Below are 18,028 nucleotides of genomic sequence, written 5' to 3'. Positions count from 1 at the left end.
GTTGACATGCTCCACAAGGCGAGAGGTCGAACATGTCGAAGTTCCAAGCCGCCACCCCAGAGCGTTTGCAGCAGCTCAGGCTTGAGGCAACGGCGCACTTTGCGCCCCTCATACTGCGCGAGGCGCTGGTGCGTCTCTGCCGGGCCTGCGGAAGCGATAGCCTCGAACGTTTCGAGAAGACCATGGTCGACCAAATCGAGGCATCGCGTGACGAGAAAGCCGATTTCGACACGATGAAGGAATTTGCCATCGAACAGCTCTATGGCTGGATTCGAGACGTCAAGTCGTCACCGGATATGACACAGCCGCTGGAGAACGTAGATACTCGAAGGACTCCCGGCCGCTCTGAAGAGCCGCAGACGCTGGAAGACCAGTTGCAGGCTGGTCTGGAGGATTCTTTCCCGGCGAGCGACCCGCCGGCGGTCGTTTCCACCGCGATCCCCGGCGGATCGAAGAAGCTCGTCGGAACCGACGAGGTCCTCAGGCAGCAGCGCGAGAAAAAGGCCGAGGAAGCCAGCCATTCGCGATAAACGGCACTGCGGGGAAGCAGCCTGCCAGCTCACCCGCCGTCCGGCATGAAGGCTGTCGGGGCATGCGTGTCATGCGGCTCGCCTTCGACAAGAATCTTCGCTTCCAAAGCCGCGTCGATAAATGCTTCGCGGGCTTCCGCTGCCGTAATCTGGCCGATCTGGGCGCCATCCAATGCATCTGCCGCCATCAGCGACAACGGGGCATTGCGGGCAGGCCATTTCTCGCTTTTGAGGCAGTAAGAAGCCTCGAAAACGGAGCTGACCATTCGCGATCGGCCCGGCTTGCCGAAGTAGATGCAAACCGGAGCATCGAACTTTATCTCCAGCATGGCGGTCCTCCCGATTTAACCACCCTTGATATAAATTAGCCTCAGCGGGTCACATGGCCTGCTGGGCATTTTAGCCGACATCGCGAACCTCAGTGGGATTGGTGCCTGCTGGTATTTCGGCGGCGACATCGTGCGCCAGAATGCCCGCTTTTTGGGCGAATGCTTCGAACGCCGCGCGCACCGTCTCGGCATCGACCTCGTCAGCCAGCCCGGCGCGACAGGCGTTGAACGCCGCCATGTGCGCCGGGCCGCGGCTCGGCCATTCGTTTAAGACGTCATAGGCCTGCCACACATTTTCGACATGGCGAGGGAAACCAAGGCCGACAAGAATTGGAACGGGGCGGCCAAACGAGCTTTTTGTCATCTGTGTCTCCGCGAAAGTGCCTGTCGCATCAACGCTCGATGCGGACACGAGGCCGATGCCCGTTAACGCGGGATTGGTGCACGGGTTGCAGCGGATTTGTTCGATCGTGCGCCGGCCGATGCTGGCGTCACTTGTTGGTCCGCATCTTTTGCCGGGGATTGATACCGCCTTGAGGCGTGGTGTCGTTCTCGACATCGCCTTCGAACGTGTTGTCGCCCTGATCGAGCCGGTCGCCCTCCTTGATCGTGCCCTTGGAACTGCCGATGCCGGGATCGTTGGCAAGGTCGCTATCGGCCGGCGTTTTGCCTTTGGCGTGCTTGTTTCCTGTCATGGATTCCTCCTGTTTTGAGGTGGCGGACTGTCCTTGAGGTGGCGGCCAAGGCTCGCTGCGAATCGCGTTTCGACGCGCCAATGGCGGTCCCCCGGATTTTCGGACGACCTCGATTCGAACTCCGCGATACCGGTGGTTGTTCCGTCAAAAATATCGCCGCCGGCTGGAGTGCCCAGCCAAGCCTCTCCGGTTTCTGGAGCCGGGTGATTTTCGCCAGCCGGAACGATCTTTCGCCCAATGCATTTAACTGGTCTGCGCTCACGAACTCATTCTGGACGGGAGCTGGACCATTGCCACCCACAGCCTACGCCTTCGCGACCCGCGAAACCGAAGAAGTTTCCATCGTCCACCTCATACCCGCCTTAAGGGCTTTCGCGCGTACTTTCTGCCGCACCCCCGATGATGCAGACGACCTGGTCCAGGAGACGCTGACCAAGGGACTGGCCAACATCGACAAGTTCGAGGCTGGAACGCGCATGAAGTCATGGCTCTTCACCATCATGCGCAACACCTACTACACGCGTGTCAGAGCCGCAGTGAGGGAAGCGCCTGGCCTGCTCGACTGCGCTTCGCTGCGGCCGATCTCGGAAGCGACGCAGGAATGGTCCGTACAGGGCAAGGAAGTCCACCAGGCCATCCAGAGCCTTCCCGAGCACCAGCGCGAGGTTCTGATGCTGATAGGCGTGCTGGGCGTCAGCTATGAGGAGACTGCCGAAATATGCGGTTGCGCGGTGGGAACCGTGAAAAGCCGGCTCAACCGCGCACGCGCCGGCGTGCTGGAATACCTTGGCGAAAGTTCCTCGCAAACGCTGATGGAAAGGCGCAGCTATCTATCCGAAGGACAATTGGACTTCGAAGCCGAGAGGCGCCGCTAATACATGTCACGCTAATTGCTGGTTTCGCGCAATCGTCTTTCCACAAGCGCGTTCTGCAATTCAATCGCAAGTTTGGTCAGCCGGTCAGGAACCCTTTCCTGTTCGATGGCCGCAAGCAAGGAAGCGATTTCCCGGTCTATCCTCAGATCGGCACGCGTGCTGACGGAATCTTCCCTTGAGCGAGACATCGCGTTCTCTTGGCAAATGTTAGTCCCTTCACCTCACTCTGGTGGCAACAGTGCGAGTTTGCAAGAATTTGCAAGCTATCCATGCGACCGGCTTCGGTCCTTGCACAGCTTCGTCAGCGGTTGGCTCTCGCTGCGTTTTCAATTGCTCACCGGCTGCAAGCCACATGCCGCCGCAACGATCAGTCTTCAGGCCGTCGATCCCCTGAATGATCCTGGTACTGCTCGGACTTGACCCGATTGCCGTCGAGCCCACGCTCCTTGCTGTGCTGCTTCTTGTCTCTGTTGGACAGAACAGCGTTCTCTCCGATCTTGTCCTTGGGAAGATCGGTCATTGCGCCAGCGCCAGCGCCTTTGCCATGACTGCCGCGACCGATGTGCTTCTTGCTGCCGGACGCCATCTTATCCTCCTTCATACTGTCGAATAGCGGCTTTTCCTGTTCGGCATCCGAACCAGCGTTGGGCCACAATGTTCCGCTGGAAATCGTAAGCAGGAAGGCATCGCCGTCCCAGTGCCGGAACGGCTTTTCGCCGTCGACGAGGATTTGCATGCCATTTGCATTGGCGAAGTTATGAACGTCGGCGCGATCCAGCGCCGGCGATCCGCGATATGAATAATTCAAAAGCACGGCCATGCCCGGCCTCTTCAGCACGCGCCCGATTTCCACGAAATGCCGTTCGGCGAGGCCGGCCAGCACCAAATAGGGAAAGCTGTCGACGGCCAGCACGCGGTCGAAGCTCGCATTGCCGAAATCGGCAAGATCGAAACCTTGGGTACGGCGAAATTCCACATTGCCGAGCCCGGCGCATCGCCGGCGAGCGATCGAGATCATCGCCGCGGATATGTCGATGCCGACGATCCGGTGCGATAGAGCGGAGAGCGCCTGTTCGAAGCGACCGATACCACAGCCAATATCCAGGATGTCGTTATTTGCGCCGCTAAAACCTCGCCTCTCCAGCCATGCAACGATCTCAGCCGTAGCGGCCGAGAGCTTTTCCTCGTTGCCCAGCGACGACAGCTGGACGCTCGCCGCCGGGGAGATCGCCGCCGCCGCGTCAAACCCGGCTGCCAGCCGCTTGACGACCGCATCGCCGGTCTCTCCCTCACCGCGTTCGTGCCGAACGGCAGCACCCGTTTTGCGCAGCGTGGCGAAGATCTCGGGCCTGCGCTGAAGCAGGTCGGCAATCCGCTGTAGTTTTGCCGTCTTTCGCGGTTCGGCCGAGTGCATGTCTTGCGCAATCTTCGCCAGTTCTGCGGCTTCGATTCCTGTCTCGAAACGGAGAGCCAGCCTGGCGATGACGGCTTCGACGCCGGCACCATCTGCCATGCATTCCTCCAGCACCCGCCTTGCTGATGTCGACCACCGAGATCCCGGTTGGGTCGCGCTCATCGCCCTTTGCTCCGCGTCCAGATCTTGCGCATCGTCCACCGGTCGACGGCGCCCCAGCTGTATTTGTAGGCCTCTTGTCCGCGCAGAAAATCGAACTCTTCCGCGCCTTCGCAGATCGCCTGCCTTATCGCCTGGCCGATGAGCAGCGCGCCGGGACTTTCCTCCGCATAGGCCGGATCGAAGCCACCGAGGTAAGCGTAAGCGCGGCCCCGATGATGAAACCCGTAATAGGCGCCCACGATCGCGCCACCGATGGCGACAAGCCAGCATCGGGCAAGTGCCTGAGCAGCCAACAGCGGCAGCGCCTGACGGTGGAATTCTTCCACGCGGGTATCGGACAGGACGCCGTCGCCGTTTCCGGCCCAGCGCGCGCGGTGGAGGCGGATCAAATGATCGAGGAATGTCTGCGGATCGGACAAAACGGGTTCGATGGAGACCCGGCCACGTCTCGAAGCAGCTCTATGGGCGCGGCGCAATTGGCGCCGTCGCCGCGCCGGAACACAGCTGAGAAGCGTCTCATCGCCCGTGAGGGAAAGCACCGGGCAAGCAGCGTGGCTGACAGCCTGGCTTGTTTCGAGCGCGGCATGGCAGATGGCGAGGCCGGCACCGCCGGCCGGCAGATCCGGCAAGATCCACTGTGACCAGCCGATGGAAAGAACCGAGCCGGCGATGACGGCGCCGACCGGTTCGGCGATCTCGGGAAGACAAAGGAGGTCCAGATAGTCGCTCAACGAAATCCCGAGCGGAAGCAATCGCGCGCCGGCTTCCCGGTGTTCCAGATAGAGTGGCGCCAAGCCGACCAGGTCATCGCCACTCCAGACGGCGACCGTCGCAAGCTCACCAGGAGCGAATGTCCGCCACCACGGCACCAGCCATGCGGGAGACTGGAACGGCGTCGCCGAGGGACTGCGCGACCAGAGTTCCCACCAGTGTGGCCCGAGGGCTTCGAGGCCCGCCGCATCGTCGATGATCTCGCTGCGGAGCATGTCCCGCTCACTTCGCCGCCGCGAGCTGTCCGCTGTCTGTGCCGAGCCGTGCCAGCGCCCGATAGGCGTCCATGTAGGAGGAGACCATGCGGTCGAGTGAAAAGCGGCGCCGCGCCTCGGCCCGGCAGGTCTCAGGGTCCAGGCCGGGTGCGGCAACGATGGCTTCCGCCATTTCGTCGACATCTCTGACGAGATACCCCGTCTTGCCATGCTCGACCACATCCGGCAGTGCGCCATTCGGGAAGGCCACCACGGGGGTGCCGCAGGCGAGTGCCTCCATGGCGACGAGAGAACTGGTTTCCGCGGCAAGGCTCGGGACGACCAGGCAGCGGGCTGTGTTGAGCAGGCGCCGCTTGGCGACAAAGCCGAGCGGACCGAGGAAGCGGCGCCGACTGTCCAGCCGCGGCTCGACCTCGTCGCGAAAATACGCTGTGTGGGTTTCGTAGGGATAGACTTTGCCGCCGATGACCAGCGGTACGTTGGCCTTCTTGGCTGCGTCAAGCGCCAGATGAATGCCCTTTTCCGGGCAGATTCGGCTGAGCACGAGCGCAAACTCACGCTTGACCTGTGGCTCGCTCAGCGCGTCGATGTCCACTCCGTTGGGGATCGGCCCGATCAGCCTGGCGCCCGGTGGCGCGGTTCGTTGCTGAGCCGCCGATACCGCATGCAGCCACAGATCCTCTCGCGCCGGACTGAGAGCATCGGCCGGATACCAGTCGAGCGGCAGGTGCAAGGTCACCAATGTCGGCCCATCGCCCGGCAGATAGGCATCGAAATCGATGCCATGCAAATGAACCGCGTCGATTGGCCAGCGTGCGCGTGCGGTAGCTATTGCTGCGCGATGAGCACGCTGGGCCCGGCGCTTCGCCGCTTCATCGAGCACGCCCGGTTCGGCCGGCGTCTCGATGAGGACACCCGCAGCGCGCGAGCCCTGGCAGCCGATCACGATCGAACGGTGTCCGGCCTGTACGAGCGCCTGATCGAGCATCGACAGCACCTGCTCGGCGCCGCCGACCGCATCCGGCCCGACCGGGGCGAGGGGATAGGCGACGTTGAGGACGGTGAGCGTCATGGCTGGCGAGCCGAAGCTCCTCACGCTGCGGAGGCGCGCTGCCTGCCGGCGGAAGGGGCAGCGATGCTGCCGGCATAGCGGCGCGTCATTGCCGCGCAGAATTCGGCGAATTCCGCCGGCACCAGCGGCGGGCTGGCGTGGTGCGGCATCATTCCGCGGTGTTCCGGCGTGAAGCAGAAGGTGACCGTCACGTCGAAGTCGGCCAACGCCTCCATTTGCCGGTCGAACCAGTCAAGTGCGTTCGGCCTGAAACTGTCGGCCCAGGAAAGCCCGGTGCGCAGATTGGTGACGCCGAGCCGTTTCATCCAGGCGACGGCGTCATCCAGCCGGTGATCTTCGAAATGGAACCACTGCACCAGTCCCATTGCCGGCGCGTGGTGCAGGAATTCCTCGAGCGCGGGCTTTGGCGTGCCGTCCTGGCGCAGCAGGCCCATGTAGAAATGGCGGTAGTAGGAAGAGCCTTCCGCCTCGCGATGGCGCGTCGTCGCTTCCCATTCGCGCGGCAGGTCGTAGAGGCTATACCATTGGATGCGCGGTGCGTTGCCGATCAGCAGTTCCGCTGTCCGGCGCAGGCCCCAGGCCTGTACCTCCTCGGCACCGAAGGTCGACACGCCGACCTCGCTGACCCATACCGGAAGATCGGTGACAGCCGAAATTTCGCCAATCTTCTGCGGCCATTCGTGGATCTGCCAGAGGTTCCAGTCGAGCGGAAAGCCGTGCACGGCGACCGCGTCGACATGATCGAGCACGCCGAATTCCTGCATCCGTGTTATGAAGGCGGCGTCGATCGGCGAGATGCCGCCAAGGACCTTGGTCAAGGCCGGATTCTCCGACGCTATCGCGTCGGCGGCCAGGATTGCCATGTTGGCGAAGCGGCTCCAGTCGGGATCGAGCTCTGGATCCCAGTGGGATTTGTTGTTTGGCTCGTTCCAGATCATCGCGGCTTCAATCATTTATCTGTCCTTTCGACGGGTAGATGGCGCCGCCGCCGGCCGGTACGTCGGCGGTGCGGCAGAAATAGACCTCCTGCTCGGGTTGCAGCACGATCTCGAAGCCGGCGCTGCGCAGCATGGCTTCGGTGCAGGCGCGATTGGGAATCCACCAGTTGGTCGGGTCGTCGGCATAACGATGCTCGATGAAATGCAGCTTTGGGAACTCCGGCCGGTCGAACAGGTCGTGCGTCCAGAAATGATAATTCTGCTCGAGTGCCGGCACGTCGGTGCTGCCGCGCTGCATCGACTGGAAAATCATCAGGTCGTCGGCAACGTGCTCCCGGATCAGATCGAGAGCGAGCAAGGGATGGCGCAAATGGTAGAGCACTCCCATGAACAGCACGATGTCGAACCGCTCACGCAGCGCGCCAACGTCGTAGACCGAGAGCTGCTGGAATTCGATGTCGCAGTCCGCAACCTCAGCGGCAAAGCGCGCCTGCGCAAGGTATGCCTCGTCGAAGTCGATGCCGAGCACGCGACCGGCGCCGCGGCGTTTCATCTCGATAGAGTAGAAACCTGCATTGCAGCCTATGTCGAGCACCGCCTTGCCGGAAAGATCGGCGGGAATGGCGTCGGCGAATTTGCGCCATTTGATCAGCGGGTAATTGCCGAGGAAATGATCGGGAGCCGTTTCCACGCCGGCCAGCTCCATATTGTGGAACCATGGGCCGAGCGCATCGATGCGGCGGCGGATTTCGGCATCGGAATGCAGCATGGCTAGCCTCCTTCGCCTGCGAGGATAGGGACGTGCTGGTGGCCGGGCAGCGTCATGGCGGCTTGGTCGTCCTTGGTACCGGCGGCGCTTTCGAGCAGCCGAAGTGCCGTACGATAGCCGTTGAAGGTACCGACGTCGACATAGGCGGTGCCAGCCTTGATGCCATGCGCTTCACCCCCGGCGGCCAGATAGGCATTGACCAGCGTGCCGATATATTCGTCGCACCGGTCCCGCTCCCGCCACAGCGCGGCAAGCCGGTGAAGGGTGTGGCCGGGCATCTTAAACGCACCCCAGATCCAGTTCGACGCGGCATTCTGCTGCTTGACCTGGATTTGCTTCACCCGGTCGTCCTGGTCGACAACGACGGCATCGAAGAATTCCGGCTGGTCCACCGGAAACAGCAGGAAGGACAGGCCGTCGTCCGGGAGAGCCAGGAAGCCGTCTTCGGGAAACCAGATTGTATCGGGAAGCCCGACCAGAACGGTCTCGTCGGCTCCGACGAGCGGTGCGGCGCGGAAGATGGCGTCGCAAAGGCCGACTGGAGAGGGCTGCACCACGAACAGCGCCGCCGCATCGGCATAGCCGGCAGAATAATATTCGAGGATATCCGACTTACCCGAACCGATGACAAAGCAGATCTTGTCGGCCCCCGCGCGCACCATGCGGCGCACCAGGTATTCGCTCACCGCGCAAGGCCGCTCGGTGTTGCCGTCGATGCGGCTGCCGACCGGCAGCAGTTCCTTCGAAAAGCCGAGCGGCTGGATGCGGCTTCCCCGCCCGGCGGCGGGCACAATGCCCAACATCAAACTGCCTCCTTCAACGGCTCGCCACGCGTGGAGCCGTGCAGTGCATCGGACAGGATGCGGTCGAATTCCTTCGCCCGCCGCGCCGAGGTGTGTTCGTCCAGCACCCGCTCGCGCGCCCGGCGGCGGATCGCGTCAAGCTCGGCGTCGGGCAGGTCGAGCGCGGCGACCACGTCGTCGGTGCTGTTGGCCACGACGATCTCTTCGCCGGGCCGGAAGAAGGCCTCCAGTCCCGGCCACGTGTCGCTCACCATCGCAGCACCGCACGCGGCGGCTTCGAATAGCCGGCCGGAAGGACACCAGCCCCTTTCGGCCATCGCCTCGCGGGTCACGTTCAGGGTCAGCCGTGATGATGAAAAGAAGGCGGGGTGTTCGGCGGGCGGCAGGTGACGGACGAAGAAAATATTGTCGCTCCACGGGAATTCTTGCGGATATTGTGCGCCGCCAATGATGAAACGGCGATCCGGCAGGCGCGCAGCCGGACTGACCAGCAGCCTTTCGACCCCGGTCTGGCGGTCTGCCGCATACGTCCCGAGATAGGAAAGGTCGCCGGCAAACTCCGGCTTGGGCGGGGCCGGCCGGTGTCGCTCTGGATCGACATGGCCGTAGAGTGGCATGACGCGGCGCGCGCCCAGCATCGTCTTCAGCGCATCGATCGCGGTTCCTCCCGTGTAGCTCAGCACGAGGTCGAAATCCCGAAGCCCTTCCGGCCCGAAATAGGCCGGAGGCTCACCTTGTTCGATTCGCGCCAGCGTCACCGGCGTGTCCAGGTCGTAGAAGACCTTCAGCCCCCGACAGGCCTGGTGGGCAAGGCGCGATGCGCTCACCGCATCGGGGCAATAGGAGGTGACGATGACGACATCGGCCTCATTCATCGCCTGCTCGGCAACGCTCTGGATGTCCTGCCAGTCCGGATAAAGGACAATGCTGCCGCCATCCAACTGGTCGAGGTCGCGCGTCCCGGCATAATAGGGAGTGTTGCGTTCGAAGAAGGTGATGGACCAGCCCAGCCCGGCCATCGCCCGGATCAATCCGCGCCACAGCGTGGCGTGCCCGTTGCCCCAAGACGATGTCACGGTAAGACCGAAAATGACCATGCGCATCCGGCAATTCCTCGTCAGGCAGCTTCGTTGAGTCTGACCAGCTTCGACCCCCAGTCTCCCCAAACAACTGTGGTGATCGATGCTGGGTCGATATCGAAACGAAAGCAGTTCCCCAGCGACAGGCCGAGCACTTTGCACACGGCGGCCTTGATGACGTCGGCATGGCTGACCAGTGCAACGCACTGGTTCTGGTATGTTCCGCGGACCTGCTCGATCAGCGAGACGACACGTTGCTGCACGTCCAGCATGGTCTCGCCGCTCGGTGTTCTCGCCTGCTGGCGCTGGTCGTTCCACACCCGCCAGTCGGCATCCTGGTTCAGTTCCTCGAAGGTCTTTCCCGACCAGGTGCCGAAGTCGATCTCATCGAGTTCCTCGCGGATCACGATTTCACCGGCATTGCAGGCGAGTGCAATCGGATTGGCCGTCTCCTGCGTGCGTTCGCGCGGGCTACAAAAGATTGCCGCTATCGCCTCGCGTGCCATACGGTCAGCCAGATGCGAGGCCTGTGCCCTGCCGGCTTCGCCGAGGCAAACGCCCGCCATCCGTCCGGCAAGATAACAGCCGACATTGTCATGCGCGGCGTGGCGGACCAGAAAGAACGTCGTCGTCATTCCGCGGCATCGAGCATCGGCTCGTCCTTACCGGCGATGAAAGAGAGCGTGCGCTGGCGGGCTTCCGCGTCGGTGAACTGCTCGGGCGGCGATTTCATGAAATAGCTGCAGGGACCGGTCAGCGCGCCTGCGATGCCGCGGTCGAGCGCCAGCTTGGCGCAACGCACCGCATCGATCACGACCCCGGCCGAGTTGGGCGAATCCCACACTTCCAGCTTGAGCTCGGCATTCAGCGGCACACCGCCGAAGGTCGTGCCTTCGACCCGGATATAGGCCCACTTGCGATCGGTCAGCCAAGGCACATGGTCGCTCGGCCCGACATGAATGTTGCCGGGCGCCAAGGGAACGTCGATCTGGCTGGTGACGGATTGCGTCTTTGAGATCTTCTTCGATTCCAGCCGCTCGCGCTCCAGCATGTTGAGGAAATCGGTGTTGCCGCCGAAATTGAGCTGGTAGGTGCGATCGATACGCACGCCGCGCTCACGAAACAGGTTGGCAAGCAGACGATGTACGATCGTCGCACCGACCTGGCTCTTGATGTCGTCGCCGATCAGCGGCAGGCCGTGTTGCTCGAAGCGGCGGCGCCACTCCGGCCGCGAGGCGATGAAGACTGGTATGCAGTTGACGAAGGCGCAGCCCGCATCGAGCGCGCACTCGGCATAAAAGCGCGTTGCCTCCTCCGAGCCGACTGGCAGATAGGACACCAGGATTTCGGCGCCGCTGTCGGCGAGGATCTTGCCGACATTGGCGACCGGCTCGTCGGCCTCCTCGATCTCGTCGCGCAGATATTTGCCGATGCCGTCCAGCGTCGGTCCGCGTTCGACGCGAGCGCCGGTAGGCGCCACATTGGCAAAGCGGAAAGTATTGTTCGGCGCGCTGTAGATCGCGTCTGCCACATCGCGTCCGACCTTGCCCTTGGCGACGTCGAATGCGCAGACCACTTCAATGTCCTTGACATGGTAGCCGCCAAGATCGGCGTGCATCAGCCCGGGTATGGGCTCATTGCTCCTTGCGTCGCGGTAATAGGTAATGCCCTGAACAAGGGAGGAAGCGCAGTTGCCGACGCCGACTATACCGATTCGAACTTTCTTCGATCCCACGAAACCGCTGCCTATGCTGTTGAAGGTAAGTTCTTCGTGCCAAACCGCCTTCCTCCCGGATTGTTCCTTGCCGGCTGCAAAAATCGTGCAACCGATAGTGGATCAAAGTAGCGCCCGCCGAGTTGTGCAGCGAGGGGTGAGGCCAACCAGGACGGGACAATGATCGTCTATGGCGACCACAAGCAAATGCAGAGCGCGCAACTTGTTCGCGGCTCAGCGTGCAAAGCGGCCGAGCACATTGCGGACATGCCAAGTGGGATCGAGCGCCACGCAGCCCTGGTCGGCCTGTTCATCAGGGCCTCGGAACTGGTCCAGGGCCTTGCCGATGCTGAATTCGAGGCCAACGGCACGGACCGGAATTCCCCACAGCGGATCGCGGGCGCAAATCTCCTGGTCGGCTTGGCCCGGCACGTGGGTAGATCGTGGGAGGCCGGGTTCACGATCGATGGCCCGGTCGAGGCAGACGTGCCGCGAATGTTGGCCGAACTCGAATGCGATGGCGACATCCTGACCGGCTCGGCTGAGGGCTACGCCCATTACGCGCTTTATCCGGAGAGCTATTTCGTCGCCGCGCGGCAGTCGGGTCTCGATGCGAACACATGCGTAATCGGCATCCGCAGCATCGGCCTGGGGCTTGCAGCGATGGTGGCTGCAGCCATCGGCGCACCAGCACCCGTCAGCGTCCGTCCGACCGGCCACCCGTTTCGCAGGCGGCTTGCCGCCGATCCGGAGCTGATCGGTGGCTGGATGACGAAACCGTCGGCCCGCTTTGCCATCGTCGACGAAGGCCCGGGCCTGTCCGGCAGTTCGTTCCACGCCGTGGTCGCATGGCTGCAAGGGCTAGGCATCGATGCCGGGCGCATCCATCTGTTCCCAAGCCATTTGGGTGGCCCGGGTCCCGAGGCTTCGGCGGACAGTCGCGAGGCATGGACGGTTTGCCAAAAACAAACCGTGGATTTCGAACGCACTTTCCCAGCTGGATCCGCTGTCCCGACGCTGCGGGACTGGGTAGCCCGGACGATCGGCAGCACAGCGGTCAGCCTGACCGAAATATCCGGCGGAGAGTGGCGTCGCTTTCGAGACAGGACGGAGGATCATTGGCCACCCGTTCACCGCGGCTTCGAGCGGCGAAAGTTCCTCGCTTCTGCGGGCCGGGAAAAATGGTCGGTCAAGTTCGTTGGCCTCGGCGAAATCGGAATGCACAAGGCCGAGACCGCCAGGACGCTGCACGATGCAGGCTTTGGTCCGGAAGTCGCCGGGCTGTGCCATGGCTTTCTCGTCGAACGCTGGATCGACGGTACAACGCTGGGCCGGGCAAGGCTTTCGAAAGAAAGAGTGGTCGCTCATCTCGCGCGCTATCTGGCCTGGCGCGCAGCCAATCTGCCCGCCTCTGAGCCGGGCGCCTCGCTGGAGGCGCTTGCCGACATGGCCGTGCGGAATACAAGTGAGGCGCTGGGCGAAAGCCGCGCGGCGGAACTGCAGAACTGGTTTTCGACACAGGCTCCACCCAAGAATATGCAGCGGGTCGAGATCGACGGGCGGCTTCATCCGTGGGAGTTCATCCTTTCGCGCGGCGGAACGCTGATCAAGACGGACGCCCTCGACCATTGCCGGTCGCACGATCTGGTCGGCTGTCAGGACATCGCCTGGGACATTGCCGGCGCCCGCGTCGAATATAGCCTCTCGGACGCGGCGACTGCGGCGCTTTGCAAGGCTGTGGAAGCGAGAGCTTCCCGTCCCGTCGATGCCAATCTGGTCCACTACTACGAGCCCTGCTATCTCGCCTTCCAGCTTGGCTTGTGGAGCATGGCTTTACGATCTGGCGATGATCGGGAACAGATCCGGCTGGCGGCCGCGGCAAGACGTTATACGGCGATGTTGCTTCGGTTCCTGGATACCCAAGGGCACCTGCGGCCCTTCGAGCAGGATCAGTCCAGCCGGCGAAGCATATCCGCTTCCTTTTCGAGGATGGCGGCTACCTCTTCCCGCTGAAGATGCGTCAGCATCAGGCTCACGCAACATTCCAGATAGGTGATGGAGGCGCGCCGCAGGAAGGCAGCCGTCTCTCTTGCGGCCATTTGCTCAATGTCTTTGGCGGATCGCTTCGGATGCACAAATCGTCTCCGTGCCGGTACCCTGGCCGAACCGGAAGCTGGACGGGTTGTTCCCGCGACGAGAAAAAGTGACCGACGATCGGCGCGAAACGACCGTGATCTCCGAGGGGAACGTGGCAAATACTGCCGTCAGGCCGGCAGATTTTGCAGCCGGCCTGATGCAGAATGCACGCTGGTGGCAATTCGCCGTGTTCTGTCGACCGTCTGCGTCGTCTCAAGCTCGGTAAAATAGCTGACTGTATGCATCAAACCTTGCCTGAGCGGCACTTTTGGCGACCAGCCGAGAAGCTTCTTTGCACGGGAAATGTCGGGTTGCCGACGACGAGGATCGTCTTGCGGCAGCGGCAGGAATTTCAAGGCCGATCCGGTTCTGGTCATGCGCCTCACCAGGCCCGCCAATTGCAGGATGGTGAACTCCCCCGGATTGCCGAGATTGACCGGCTGGCGCGGGCTGGGATTGACCTCCATCAACCGGATCAAGCCGTCGACCAGATCGGAAACGTAGCAGAACGACCTGGTCTGCAGCCCGTCGCCGAATATCGTCAGCGGCCGTCTCTCGAGTGCCTGCACGATCAAATTGGAAACAATCCGTCCGTCCGCAGGGTCCATCCTGGGACCATAGGTGTTGAAGATGCGCGCGACACGGATATCGGCTTTTCCCATTCTCAAATAATCGAAGCACAATGTTTCGGCGGTGCGCTTGCCTTCGTCATAGCAGGCGCGGGGGCCGATGCAGTTCACGTGGCCGACATAGTCCTCCTTTTGCGGATGCTGTTCTGGATCGCCATACACTTCGCTGGTGGACGCCTGCAGGAAACGGGCGCCGTTGCGGGCGGCGAGCTCCAGCAGATTGAGCGTCCCGATGACGCAAGTCCGCGTCGTGTGGACCGGGTCGGCCTGATAGCGTGGTGGCGAGGCCGCGCACGCCATGTTGAAAATGCGGTCCACAGGTTCGCCAAGCTCCAAGGGCCGGCAAATGTCTTGCTTGATCAGCCGAAAATCCGGACGATCGGCGATCGATGCAATGTTCTCCATGCGGCCGGTAAGGAAATTGTCGACGCAGATCACGCGCCAGCCGGCCTGGAGCAATGTCTCGCAAAGATGCGAACCGAGGAAGCCTGCGCCGCCGGCGACAAGCACGGTCCTGGTCCGTTCCGCCTTCCTTGATAGCTGCATCTCTATTTTCTCCCGTCTGCGGGTCATGCTGCACTCTCGACATCCAGATCGAGAGCAGAACGTGGCGATTTGGCCCGCGCCAGCAGCGAAACGAATTCGCGGGCTCTCGCGGTGCTTGTGTGGGCTGCCAGGACGAGCGCGCGCGCGTGCCTGGCCATGGCAAGCCGGGCACCGTCGGATTCCCCAGACAGGATGCCGATCACGTCCTCGGTCCTGCGCGCCGTGTGGATTGTCCGCTCCGGAAACAGGCTGTCCAATCCGGTCCAGCAGTCGCTGATGATCGCGGTGCCGCAGGCGGCTGCCTCGAAGAGGCGCACGCTGGGCGACCATCCGGCCGCGATCATGGAACTGCGCGTGACGTTCAACGTGTAGCGTTGGCGGCTATAGAAGACTGCGTGATCTGCCGGTGGCAGGTGTTCGATGCGATCGACATTGTCCGGCCAGGCAATTTCGCGCGGATATTGCGAGCCGGCCACGACGAAGCGGCGCTCCGGCATGCGACGCGCCGGTTCGAACAGCAGCGCCTCCAGCGTCGCCTGGCGGTCGGGGCTGTAGGTGCCGAGATAGCCGAGATCCCAGCGGATTGGATCACCGGTTCCGTGATGCCGTTCCGGGTCGACGGAACAGTAGAGCGGCTCGGCCCGCCTCGCGCCGAATTCCGCCGTCAGACGGGCAAGCGTCGGTCCGCCGGTGAACGAGAAATAGACGTCGAAATACGGGACCTGCCGCCTGGCAATGTACTCGCAATCATCGGTTGAAAGTTTCGCCAGCGTAACCGGCGTGTCGATATCATAGAAGCAGAACTGACCCGTGCACAGGGACGCCACGATGTCGATGATTTCAGGGCCTTCCGGAACGAAGGAGCCGACGACCACGATATCGGCCTCGCGCAGGCAGCGCGCAAAATTGCGGCGAAGATCATCGGTCGTTTCATAGTAGCGCAAGGCGCAGAAATCGGGATCGCGCAGATCCCGGTGACTTGCGTACCACGGCACGTCGCGTTCGAGAAAGGTGACGCGGTGGCCGAGCTCGTGGAGACCTCTAAGCAGCCCCCGAAAAGTCGTGGCGTGGCCGTTTCCCCACGATGAGGAGAGCGACAGGCCAAGAAAGACGATGTCGAGTGGCTTCGTCATTCGGCGGCCTCCACGGTCGGGCGCTCGAAATGGCGCCTGAAAATGGCATCGGCCAAAACGGCCCGTGTCGTATAGGTATGTTCGCCAAGCACCCGCCGAAGCGCAGATGCCCCGATCGCCTTGGCTCGTTCGGCGGTAAGGCTTTGCATCATCTCGGCGACATCCCTGCCGTCGCGCGCGACCAGGATTTCCTCGCCAGGTTTCAGGAACAGGTCCACACCGAGCCAGGCGTCGGTGATGAGGCATGCGCCGGCGCCCGCGGCCTCGAAAACCCGCGTCGCAGGCGAAAAGCCGTTGGCCGCCATGCTGTCGCGGCTGATGTTCAGCACCGCCTTGGCCGTGACGTTCAGTGCATTGTGGTCACGCGTGCCGACATGGCCGAGCCATCGGACATTGGCGGGCATCTGCTTGTCGCCCCAGCCCGATCCGCCGAGCAGGAAGCGCTGATCGGCCAGGCGGCTGGCCGGGTCGAGGAAGAAGGCCTCGACGCGCGCCTCGCGGTCCGGCAGCCGGTTACCGAGAAAGGCGAGATCGCAGGCAAAGCGCATATCCTTGCCGACAGGATGATGCGTTTCCGGATCGAGCGCATTGTAGATCGGCACACATTCGGCGGCCCCCATGGCCCGATAGGCCCAGACCACGGGATCGCCGCCGCCATAGGTCAGCACCAGGTCGATTTCCTGCAGCGCGCGATGCAGCGGGTGGTCGGGCTCGTCGCGTAACTGGCCAAGTGTCGCCGGCGCATCGACATCCCAGAACACGGTCAGCGCATCGGCACGGGCGTGATCGAGCACCGCCCGCAGCAGCGCGTCGTCGGCGAAACCGACGCCACTCGCCTTGACGACGATGTCCGCGTCGGCCGCCCGCGCCGCCACCTGCATGAGCGCATTCGGGGTGGCCTCGTAGACGACGACGGCACACCAGTCCGGCGCCTCGATGTCGCGGTTCTTCTGGCGATCGTAGACGTCCGGCTCATAGAAGATGATGTCGTAGCCGAGCCTGGCCAGAGCCTTGAGCAGTCCGCGGTAATAAGTCGCCGCGCCATTCCAATAGGACGACAGCAGGCTCGACCCGTAAAATGCGATCTTCATTCGGCGGCCTCCTTTGCAAGGATCGTATCGGCGGCTTGGCGGTGCCCGCATTCGGCGAGCACGCCGAACAATTCATCCGCCCGATGCCGGCACGTGTGCCGTGAGCGAATAGTCTCGAGGCCCGATGTCGCCAGAGAAGCGGCGAGATCCGCGTCACGCAGCACGGCGCGAAGATGATGCCGCATCTCGAAGCCGGTGTTTGCAAACAGGAAATCGGTGCCCGGCCTGAACAGACGTTCGACATCGGACCACGGCGCCGAAACGAGTGGGATGCCGCAGGCGAGCGCCTCGAACATGCGGATGGTCGGGATGCCGGGCAGGCTTTCGCGATATGGACGCCGCGGGATGTGAACCGTGATGCGGTTCGCCGCGAATGCCTTCGGCACGTCGGCATTGGCGATCCAGCCTTCGTAGCGCAGGCCGGCGGTGGCGAGGTCGGCGAGCGCCTCGCGTGGATAGCGGACGCCGTGGACAGTGCCGCTCAGGCCAAGTTCATGCACCGGGTCGACCAGGAACTCCCTGATTTCGGTGCTGCGCTCGTCGTCGCCCCAATTGCCGATCCAGATCAGGTCGGCGCTACGCTCGATTTCAGGATGCGGCTGGAACAGGTGGTCATCGGCTGCCTCGTGCCAGGTGAAGACCCGCTTGCCCCATCCGGCGCGAAGATAGCTTTCCCGCAGCGCTTCGCCGAAGGCGAGCACGCCATCGTAATGTTCAAGCTGCAAGGCGGAAATCGCTTGCGTGGCCGAGATGGCGCGATGGTGCGTGTCGTGAAACAGCAGCGTGAAACGGCCGCCAATTGCTTTCGCCCTGCCCAGCCGCGCGACAAGGTCCGGCGCGGTCCACTCGTGCACGATCACCACATCGGCATCGGAGATCCAGGCTTCGTGGTCGAAGGCGGCGTCATAGGTGACCGTCATCAACTCCGGAAAATCTTTCCGGAATCGCTCGATCGCGAAGGACCCTTTCTCGGCCAGCAGGTTCGACCGGCTCCAGCCGTCGGCGGGCTCCAGCGCAATCGCCTGGTGCCCACGCGCGACCAGCTCGCGCATGATGCCGCGCAGGAAATGTGCGTTGCCGTGGTTCCAGTCGGAAACGATCGAATGGGTGTAGAATAAAAACCGCAT

At 62.7% G+C, this 18,028-nt stretch carries 19 protein-coding genes and 1 pseudogene; 3 read left to right on the top strand and 17 right to left on the bottom strand.

Translation table 11 applies throughout. The annotated features are described in order from the left end of the window. Positions 1-32: 32 nt before the first annotated feature. Complete coding sequence (locus tag NKH29_RS21965; protein WP_352789714.1) at positions 33-530, top strand: hypothetical protein; 498 nt, start codon at positions 33-35, stop codon at positions 528-530. A gap of 29 nt (positions 531-559) precedes the next feature. Here NKH29_RS21965 and NKH29_RS21960 read toward each other — a convergent pair whose 3' ends face one another. The 3 genes from NKH29_RS21960 to NKH29_RS21950 all read right to left on the bottom strand — a co-directional run bounded on the left by NKH29_RS21960 (position 560) and on the right by NKH29_RS21950 (position 1,554). Further along, positions 560-859 carry a DUF982 domain-containing protein gene (locus NKH29_RS21960; RefSeq protein WP_352482820.1) on the bottom strand — a complete coding sequence of 100 codons (300 nt, stop codon included), beginning with the start codon at positions 857-859 and terminating at the stop codon, positions 560-562. 70 nt (positions 860-929) lie between these two features. Beyond that, positions 930-1,223 (bottom strand): DUF982 domain-containing protein, encoded by a 294-nt coding sequence (locus NKH29_RS21955; RefSeq protein WP_353000563.1) that lies wholly within the window; start codon positions 1,221-1,223, stop codon positions 930-932. A 127-nt stretch (positions 1,224-1,350) separates the two neighbouring features. Beyond that, positions 1,351-1,554 (bottom strand): hypothetical protein, encoded by a 204-nt coding sequence (locus tag NKH29_RS21950; RefSeq protein WP_023676144.1) that lies wholly within the window; start codon positions 1,552-1,554, stop codon positions 1,351-1,353. 290 nt (positions 1,555-1,844) lie between these two features. On the opposite strand from NKH29_RS21950, the gene NKH29_RS21945 reads away from it, so the two are divergent. Next, positions 1,845-2,429: a sigma-70 family RNA polymerase sigma factor gene (locus NKH29_RS21945; RefSeq protein ID WP_036244131.1), complete on the top strand. Its 585-nt coding sequence runs from the start codon at positions 1,845-1,847 to the stop codon at positions 2,427-2,429. A gap of 367 nt (positions 2,430-2,796) precedes the next feature. On the opposite strand, the gene NKH29_RS21940 is transcribed toward NKH29_RS21945, so the two are convergent. The 10 genes and pseudogenes from NKH29_RS21940 to NKH29_RS21895 form a co-directional block, all read right to left on the bottom strand. Beyond that, positions 2,797-3,015, bottom strand: coding sequence for a hypothetical protein (locus NKH29_RS21940; protein ID WP_352590497.1), 219 nt, complete (start codon positions 3,013-3,015; stop codon positions 2,797-2,799). A 222-nt stretch (positions 3,016-3,237) separates the two neighbouring features. Then, positions 3,238-3,843: pseudogene (locus NKH29_RS21935) on the bottom strand (class I SAM-dependent methyltransferase); the annotation flags it as partial. A gap of 158 nt (positions 3,844-4,001) precedes the next feature. After that, positions 4,002-4,991 carry a GNAT family N-acetyltransferase gene (locus tag NKH29_RS21930; protein ID WP_352789716.1) on the bottom strand — a complete coding sequence of 330 codons (990 nt, stop codon included), beginning with the start codon at positions 4,989-4,991 and terminating at the stop codon, positions 4,002-4,004. Between the two features lie 7 nt (positions 4,992-4,998). Beyond that, entirely contained in the window at positions 4,999-6,063 is a 1,065-nt protein-coding gene (locus NKH29_RS21925) for a glycosyltransferase (RefSeq protein ID WP_352493909.1), read from the bottom strand. 20 nt (positions 6,064-6,083) lie between these two features. Continuing rightward, positions 6,084-7,016: a glycoside hydrolase 5 family protein gene (locus NKH29_RS21920; RefSeq protein WP_023716616.1), complete on the bottom strand. Its 933-nt coding sequence runs from the start codon at positions 7,014-7,016 to the stop codon at positions 6,084-6,086. After that, positions 7,009-7,770 (bottom strand): TIGR04290 family methyltransferase, encoded by a 762-nt coding sequence (locus NKH29_RS21915; protein ID WP_023716617.1) that lies wholly within the window; start codon positions 7,768-7,770, stop codon positions 7,009-7,011. Before NKH29_RS21915 ends, NKH29_RS21920 begins: the two co-directional genes overlap by 8 nt. Positions 7,771-7,772: 2 nt before the next feature. Then, positions 7,773-8,573, bottom strand: coding sequence for a nucleotidyltransferase family protein (locus NKH29_RS21910; RefSeq protein ID WP_352590375.1), 801 nt, complete (start codon positions 8,571-8,573; stop codon positions 7,773-7,775). Beyond that, positions 8,573-9,676, bottom strand: coding sequence for a CgeB family protein (locus NKH29_RS21905; protein ID WP_352482813.1), 1,104 nt, complete (start codon positions 9,674-9,676; stop codon positions 8,573-8,575). Before NKH29_RS21905 ends, NKH29_RS21910 begins: the two co-directional genes overlap by 1 nt. Positions 9,677-9,690: 14 nt before the next feature. Then, a complete protein-coding gene (locus tag NKH29_RS21900) occupies positions 9,691-10,287 on the bottom strand; it encodes a histidine phosphatase family protein (protein WP_352482812.1) in 597 nt (198 codons plus the stop codon). Beyond that, positions 10,284-11,387, bottom strand: coding sequence for an inositol-3-phosphate synthase (locus NKH29_RS21895; RefSeq protein ID WP_352482811.1), 1,104 nt, complete (start codon positions 11,385-11,387; stop codon positions 10,284-10,286). Before NKH29_RS21895 ends, NKH29_RS21900 begins: the two co-directional genes overlap by 4 nt. A 246-nt stretch (positions 11,388-11,633) precedes the next feature. On the opposite strand from NKH29_RS21895, the gene NKH29_RS21890 reads away from it, so the two are divergent. Then, positions 11,634-13,379, top strand: a complete 1,746-nt coding sequence (locus NKH29_RS21890) for a hypothetical protein (protein WP_352590372.1) — start codon at positions 11,634-11,636, stop codon at positions 13,377-13,379. 251 nt (positions 13,380-13,630) lie between these two features. Here the strand turns inward: NKH29_RS21890 and NKH29_RS21885 are convergent, their stop codons facing one another. From NKH29_RS21885 to NKH29_RS21870, 4 genes are read right to left on the bottom strand one after another with little or no spacing between them, the layout of a single operon-like run. Then, a complete protein-coding gene (locus NKH29_RS21885; RefSeq protein ID WP_352493912.1) occupies positions 13,631-14,677 on the bottom strand; it encodes a UDP-glucuronic acid decarboxylase family protein in 1,047 nt (348 codons plus the stop codon). Between the two features lie 23 nt (positions 14,678-14,700). Further along, positions 14,701-15,810, bottom strand: coding sequence for a CgeB family protein (locus tag NKH29_RS21880; RefSeq protein WP_352482807.1), 1,110 nt, complete (start codon positions 15,808-15,810; stop codon positions 14,701-14,703). Next, the gene (locus tag NKH29_RS21875; RefSeq protein ID WP_352482806.1) at positions 15,807-16,901 is read right to left on the bottom strand and encodes a CgeB family protein; all 1,095 of its coding nucleotides are present in this window, start codon (positions 16,899-16,901) and stop codon (positions 15,807-15,809) included. Before NKH29_RS21875 ends, NKH29_RS21880 begins: the two co-directional genes overlap by 4 nt. Further along, a complete protein-coding gene (locus NKH29_RS21870) occupies positions 16,898-18,028 on the bottom strand; it encodes a CgeB family protein (protein ID WP_352482805.1) in 1,131 nt (376 codons plus the stop codon). Before NKH29_RS21870 ends, NKH29_RS21875 begins: the two co-directional genes overlap by 4 nt.

This window comes from Mesorhizobium sp. M1295, assembly GCF_040318135.1.
GTDB lineage: Bacteria > Pseudomonadota > Alphaproteobacteria > Rhizobiales > Rhizobiaceae > Mesorhizobium.
Note: the sequence above shows the minus strand (reverse complement) of the source record. Positions and strands in the feature narration are given on the sequence as shown.